The sequence below is a fragment of the Jiangella rhizosphaerae genome, from assembly GCF_003579925.1.
Taxonomy (GTDB): domain Bacteria; phylum Actinomycetota; class Actinomycetes; order Jiangellales; family Jiangellaceae; genus Jiangella; species Jiangella rhizosphaerae.
In genome coordinates this window covers 1-4583 of record NZ_QUAL01000319.1, presented here as the reverse complement: position 1 = coordinate 4583, position 4583 = coordinate 1, and the positions used below count along the sequence as shown (strand labels likewise).

The 4583-nt window shown below is 74.8% G+C and carries 4 protein-coding genes and 1 pseudogene; 3 read left to right on the top strand and 2 right to left on the bottom strand.

Annotation, left to right across the window (positions count from 1 at the left end; translation table 11 throughout):
* The coding region (locus DY240_RS23975) for a phosphotransferase family protein (RefSeq protein WP_119662243.1) at window positions 1-699 on the top strand (699 nt) is incomplete at its 5' end.
* 77 nt (window positions 700-776) lie between these two features.
* Here the strand turns inward: DY240_RS23975 and DY240_RS23970 are convergent.
* The gene (locus DY240_RS23970) at window positions 777-1442 is read right to left on the bottom strand and encodes an ATP-dependent Clp protease proteolytic subunit (RefSeq protein WP_119662242.1); all 666 of its coding nucleotides are present in this window, start codon (window positions 1440-1442) and stop codon (window positions 777-779) included.
* An 85-nt stretch (window positions 1443-1527) separates the two neighbouring features.
* Between DY240_RS23970 and DY240_RS23965 the strand changes: the two genes are divergently transcribed.
* Window positions 1528-2268, top strand: a complete 741-nt coding sequence (locus DY240_RS23965; RefSeq protein WP_119662241.1) for a DinB family protein — start codon at window positions 1528-1530, stop codon at window positions 2266-2268.
* A gap of 49 nt (window positions 2269-2317) precedes the next feature.
* On the opposite strand, the gene DY240_RS23960 is transcribed toward DY240_RS23965, so the two are convergent.
* Window positions 2318-4174 carry a sialidase family protein gene (locus DY240_RS23960; RefSeq protein ID WP_147375491.1) on the bottom strand — a complete coding sequence of 619 codons (1857 nt, stop codon included), beginning with the start codon at window positions 4172-4174 and terminating at the stop codon, window positions 2318-2320.
* Between the two features lie 203 nt (window positions 4175-4377).
* On the opposite strand from DY240_RS23960, the pseudogene DY240_RS23955 reads away from it, so the two are divergent.
* Window positions 4378-4583 (top strand): annotated as a pseudogene (locus DY240_RS23955) (hypothetical protein); the annotation flags it as partial.

Here is a 4583-nt window from a genome sequence, read left to right as displayed (position 1 = left end):
TGGCTGGAGCGCGCCGGGCTGCCGGCCGTCCGCGCGCTCGCCGGCGTCGAGCAGCCGGTCGACGTCGACGGCGTCCCGGTGACGTTCTGGCGGGCGCTGCCGCCGCACCGGGAGGCCGCCGACCGGCAGCTGGCCGGCGCGCTGCGGCGGCTGCACGCCCTGGATCCGCCGGGCGACTTCGCGCTGCCGGAGCTGGCGCCGTTCGTCCGGGTGCGCGACCGGATCGAGGCGGCGCCGACGGTGTCCGCGGCGGACCGCGCGTGGTTGCTCGGGTACCTCGCCGACCTCGAGGCCCGGTACGCCGAGCTGCCCGGCGGCCTGCCCGCGGGCGTCGTGCACGGCGACGCGTGGGCGGGCAACGTGGTGGCCGACGACGACGGCAGCGTCTGGCTGGTCGATCTCGAGCGGTTCTCCGCCGGCCCGCCGGAGTGGGACCTGGTGTCGACGGCGGTCCGCATGACGTCGTTCGGGACGCTCGACGCCGCCGGCTACGCCGAGTTCTGCGCCGCCTACGGCCACGACGTCACATGCTGGGCGGGCTTCGAGACGTTGCGCGACATCCGCGAGCTGCGCGCCTGCTCGTACATGCTGCAGCACGCCGGCCGCAGCGCCGCAGCGCGGGCCGAGGCGCAATGGCGGCTGTCGTGCCTGCGCGGACGGTCCGGTGACCGGCCCTGGAACTGGCGCCGCGTGTTCTGACCCTCACGCCACCACGACGACCGCCCCGCAAGATCAACGGGGACAGGGGCGCGTCGGGGGCGATGACGGGGCCGCGGTCACAGCAGCCGGGTCAGCAGGCCGTGGGCGAACGCGTCCTCGGCCGACAGCACCCGCCCGGCACGCAGGTCGGCCCGGACGGCGTCGGCGTCGCGTCCGGTCGTGCCGGCGACCAGCTCGCACACGCGGTCGACCTGGCGTTCGTGCTGGTCGGCCTCGACGGCGAGCTGTGCGGCCGTGCCCGCCGCCTCGGCGCGCGGCAGCGACAGCACCAGCGTGGCGCCGCGGTGCGCGGCGCGGTCCTGGGCGGCGCAGAGCACCGCGACGGCGGGACCGCGCAGTGTCCCGTGCACCACCACCTGGACCGGTGCGGCGAGCACGCTCACCGTGCCGGCCAGCGCGAGCGACGCGTCGAGCTCGCTGTCGCGGCAGGACAGGTGCAGTTCGACGGGTCTGGCGTCGTGCCGGCCGAGCAGCAGCAGCTGCGCCGTCGTGCGGTTGGCGAGCGTCGTGTCCAGCCGCCCGCCGGCGTGCACGATGCGCTCGTCGAGCAGCCGGTCGACGATGTCGCGGTCGGACGGCGCCAGGTGCCGCTCCTCCCAGCCGGGCAGGATCGGCGGCGACGGCGCCGGCTGCGGGGGTTGCCACGGCGTGCCGGGGCGGAACGGCGGCGGCACCTCCGGCGGGACGGGCGGCCAGGCGGCGCTGGGCTGGGTGTGGGACATGGGAAGCTCCTCCCACGAGGTGTGCTCCTTCCAGCATGGACCCTTCCGGACGTGGATCGTCCGGAACCGGCGCTACGGTGCGCACATGACCGACTTCGACGGCGACGACCTGCGCGGTTCCCGCTTCCACCGGGTCGACCTCTCCGGAGCGCGGTTCCGCGACGTCGACCTGCGCGCGGCGGTGATGCGCGGCGTGGAACTGGGCGACGCCGACATCGACGGCGACATCACCGGCCTCACGCTCAACGGCGTCGACGTCGCGCCGCTGGTCGAGGCCGAGCTCGACCGCCGCGACCCCGACCGGGCGACGATGCGCCCGACCGGCCCCGACGGCTTCCGTGCCGCCTACGACCTGCTGGAACGGCGCTGGGCCGAGACCGTCGCGCGGGCCCGGCGGCTCGACCCGGCGCTGCTGCACGAGTCCGTCGACGACGAGTGGTCGTTCGTCGAGACGTTGCGGCACCTGGTGTTCGTGACCGACTCGTGGGTGCGGCGGGCGATCCTCGGCGAGCCGGCGCCGTGGCATCCGCTGGCGCTGCCGTGGGACGGCATGCCCGACCTCCCCGGCGTCCCCCGCGACCGCGCGGCGCGCCCGTCCCTCGACACCGTGCTCGACGTGCTGCGGGACCGGCGGGCGACGGTGCGGGCGGTACTCGCCGGGCTGACCGAGGAGTCGCTGGACGCCGACACCGAGCCCGCCGACGGTCCCGGCTGGCCGCCGCCGCGCAGCTTCCCCGTCCGCGAGTGCCTGCTGACCCTGCTCAACGAGGAGTACCAGCACCGCCTCTACGCCGAACGCGACCTCGCGGTGCTGGAGACGCGCTGACCCCCCCGCCGCCGGCCGGCCGGCGGCGGGAGGGGCCGCGGGGCGGCGGTCAGGACTCGTCGCTGAACGTGCCTCCGAAGATGTCGGAGTTGCCGAACGTCGGCGGGCACTGGGTGTTCGGGCCCGGCCGCCACGCGTCGGAGTGCGAGCTCGGCAGCTCGGCCGCCTGCTCGCGGTCCTCCGGCTCGTCGCCGACGACGGGCCCGGCCTCGCCGGCGAGGACGTCCTCGACGAAGGCCTGCCGGTAGGCGTTGATGGCCGGGCAGACCGCGGCGTCGCGCAGGTCGTTCCAGACCAGCGAGCCGTAGTCCCTGGTCGCGACGGCGTAGTTGTAGTCGCCGAGGAACTCCGAGGTGAGCGCGTTGGCCGAGGACGCCCGCCCGTCGCCGACGGCGCCGCGCAGCTGCGTCGTCCAGGCTCCGAGCGCGCCGGTCGCCGGGTCGATGTCGGCGTGACGGACGACGCCCTGCATGCGGCGCGGCGACGTCGTGTCGGTGCGCCACGGGTCCAGCCAGGCGTTGTACACCAGCCAGGCGTCCGTCCCGTCGGGCGAGATCGCGATGGCGGGGAAGTTCGCCCGGTCGGCGCCGTCGTTGGCGTTCATCGGCGCCGAGTAGCTGTCGCCGCCGTTCGTGCTGGTGACGACCCAGGCGCGTTCCTGGTTCGTGCCGAGCCGGTCGTCGGACCAGGTGAGCACGATCTGGTCGGTCGCGTCGGCTCCCGAGGGCGCGCCGTTGGCGATGTCGAAGCTCGGGAACGTGCTCGTCCGGGCTCCGGCGATGCCGTCGATGGTGAACCGGCCCTGTGCCGGGTCGAACTGCCCGATGCCGGTCACGGGCTGCACGATCACGCGCGGCCGCTCGAAGTTCGCGCCGCCGTCGAACGAGCGCGCCTGGAAGAACACGCCCTCACGCGTGCGGATGTCGGTACCGACCCACACGACATAGACGACGCCGGCGCTGTCGGTGCGGATCGCGCAGCCCTGGCGGCCGCCGGTCTGCTGGTTGTTCGTGGCCGGCGTCAGCTGGCGGGTGCGCCACGTGTCGCCGCCGTCGGTGGAGCGGGCGAACAGCACCGGCTCGGCGCCCGACGCCCCGCGGAAGCCGACGTTGCAGACGTAGACGTTGCCGAAGTGCGGACTGGACTCGGCGTTGTCGGCCCAGATCTGCTCCTTGTCGCTGAACAGCGCGGTGTTCTGCCGGGTGACGACGACGGGGTCCATCCAGGCGTCGTTGTCGCCCGCGATGGCGCCCGCGAGGTCGTCGGTGCGCGAGACGGCGATGGCGGCGGCACCGCGGAAGCCCGGGCTGCCGGGGAACGGCGTGGCGATGTTCGCGTAGTACAGCCGCTGGCCGTTCGCCCAGGAGAAGTCGCCGCCGGCGCCGGGCACCGGGCCGAACGCCAGCTCGGGATCGCCGTTGGACACCATGCCGTTCTCGAAGTAGTTCGGCAGCGTGCCGATCGGCCCGTCGGGGTCGGGCACACAGCCGGTGTCGCCGGGCGGCGGCTGGCCGGGTGCCGGATCGGGCTGGCCCAGGCAGCTCGGCGTCACGCGCGCGGAGTACCCGGTGTACGTGGGCTGGGTCCAGGTGCGGCCGGCGTCGGTGGAGAACTGCACGCCTGAGATACCCACGCCGGGCGTGAACGGGCAGGTGCGGTCGTCGCCGGCGTTGCACGCCTCGAGGTCGATGTTGTCGTTCGCCCCGGCCGCCAGGATGGTGGGGTCGACGGGGTTCACGGCCAGGCCCGGCTCGTTCTGCTTGTTCTGCGAGAACAGCGAGTCGTTGCTCCCCACGGTGACCTCGGTGGAGCCACCGGGGGTCAGCGGGGCCGCTGCGGCGATCCCGGCGACGAGGACGGTGCTGAGTGCCGCGATGGTCACCGCGGCAGGTCGCCTGATGCGCATGACATCTCCTGTCTGTGGCGGAAAGGTCTGCGCGGCGCGCCGCATCAGGTGACCAGGCCCCCGAGGCGCCCGGTGCCCCGGACGCGGTGGTCGCAGCCAGCAGCCTCCACCCGGGCCGGGGTGGTCGCAACCGGTGGTCGGAACCGGTGGTCCGGTCCATGGCAGCATGACGGGATAGCGTCGCGCGTCGTCTGGAGGATCCCGTGGCTCCGAAGCTGGTCGAGCAGGTGTCGACGGCGGCCGTGCTGGGCGGGCTGGCGGGTGCGGCGCTGGGCGCCGGACGGGGGAGGCGTGCGGCCGGGCTGGCGGCGCTGTCCGGCGCCGCCGTCCTCGCGGCGTCGGAGTACGTGGCGCGCCGTCGGCAGCGGCCGGACCAGATCCCGGCGCTGCCGCACCGCATCCTGGCCAG

What these genes read in the sequence shown, in the direction of transcription:
- DY240_RS23965 (WP_119662241.1), top strand. Translation starts at nt 1,528, where the DNA reads ATGACCGACTTCGACGGCGACGACCTGCGCGGTTCCCGCTTCCACCGG.
- DY240_RS23970 (WP_119662242.1), bottom strand. Translation starts at nt 1,442, where the DNA reads ATGTCCCACACCCAGCCCAGCGCCGCCTGGCCGCCCGTCCCGCCGGAG.
- DY240_RS23960 (WP_147375491.1), bottom strand. Translation starts at nt 4,174, where the DNA reads ATGCGCATCAGGCGACCTGCCGCGGTGACCATCGCGGCACTCAGCACC.